The sequence below is a fragment of the Cellulomonas sp. JH27-2 genome (assembly GCF_014837175.1).
Classification (GTDB): Bacteria; Actinomycetota; Actinomycetes; order Actinomycetales; family Cellulomonadaceae; genus Cellulomonas.
In genome coordinates, this window is sequence record NZ_JACYFR010000008.1 from 1 (window position 1) to 1,293 (window position 1,293).

The 1,293-nt window shown below is 68.8% G+C and carries 1 protein-coding gene; it reads right to left on the reverse strand.

The genetic code is table 11. The annotated features are described in order from the left end of the window. Window positions 1-12: 12 nt before the first annotated feature. Window positions 13-1,068: an IS110 family transposase gene (locus tag IC607_RS17180; RefSeq protein ID WP_191788658.1), complete on the reverse strand. Its 1,056-nt coding sequence runs from the start codon at window positions 1,066-1,068 to the stop codon at window positions 13-15. Window positions 1,069-1,293: the final 225 nt, after the last annotated feature.

Consider the following 1,293-nt stretch of genomic DNA (forward strand, 5'->3'; position numbering starts at 1 on the left):
GAATCTCCTATGTCAAGCCGCGGCCGAGAGGGCGCCACTGTGGGCTGCTCGGCTGTGGTTGAGGGTGTTGTAGATGGTGCGGGCGAGTTGACGTCTTAGGCACCGGTAGGTCTCGGTGGAGGTCTTGCCTGCGGCGCGTTTCTTGTCGTAGTAGTCGCGTCCGGGGCCGCCGAGGCGGACCTGGGTGATCGCGATGCGGTGCAGTGCTGCGTTGAGCTGCCGGTTGCCGGCCCGGTTCAGGCGCACCCGTCCGGCGGTGGCGCCCGACCAGACCGGGATCGGTGCAGTGCCGGTGAACATCGCGTAGGCGGCTTCGGAGGTGAACCGGTCGATCCCGGCGGTCTCGCCAACGATCTTCGCCGCGGTCAGCGGTCCGCAGCCTGGGACCTCGAGCAGGACCGGGGCGGTGCGTTCGACCGCGGCGGTGATACGCCGTTCCAAGGCCCGGATCTGGGTGTTACGAACAGCGATGTCGTCGAGGACCTCGACCGCGATCCGCGCGACCAGCGCGTCGATCGCGGCCAGTTGATCATGCAGCCGTGCGACTACGACGACACGGTCCAGGGAACCGGTCGGCGGGGCCAGGTCCGGGTCGATCTCGTGCAGGTGCCAGCGCAACCGGTTGATCATCCGGGTCCGTTCGGCGACCAGGTCCTCACGCCGGTCGACCAGCAACTTCAACTCCCGAGAGGCCTCGTCGTGACGGGCCACCGGCAGGTCGGCGTGGGCCTGCGCGGCGCGGGCGACCGCGGTCGCATCGATCGGGTCGGACTTGCCGCGCTCACGCCCAGCTCGCCGCGCCACGCCCATCAGCTTGGGGCTGACGCGCACGACCGACTGGCCGGCCGCGAGCAGGTCACGCTCCAACAGTGCGGTCAGGTGCCGGCAGTCCTCCACCGCCCACACCAGTTGTGCATCCTTGAACTGGTGCCGGGCCCAGCCCAGCGCCTTGCGGTGGCCCTCACGCCGAGCGGTGAACACCCCTTGCCCGAGCACCTTGCCGACCTCGTCCACCGCGACCAACGTGTGGCTCGCCTTATGGACGTCTGCCCCGATCACGACGACCATGGTCATCGCCTCCTGGTTCTCTCAGACGGACAGGACGGTCGGGCCGGCCGGCGGACAAACCTCAGTCGGGGGCGATGCCACGCTCCTATCAAGTCACGCCGGCCGGTCCTCCCACCGGGGCGCCGGCAATTCGCATGCAAGCCACGAAGGCAGTCACGCTAGGAGTCAGACGCCCCGGTGACAGGACCCAACCACCGCTAAGCGGCACCGTCACCCTGACACTGA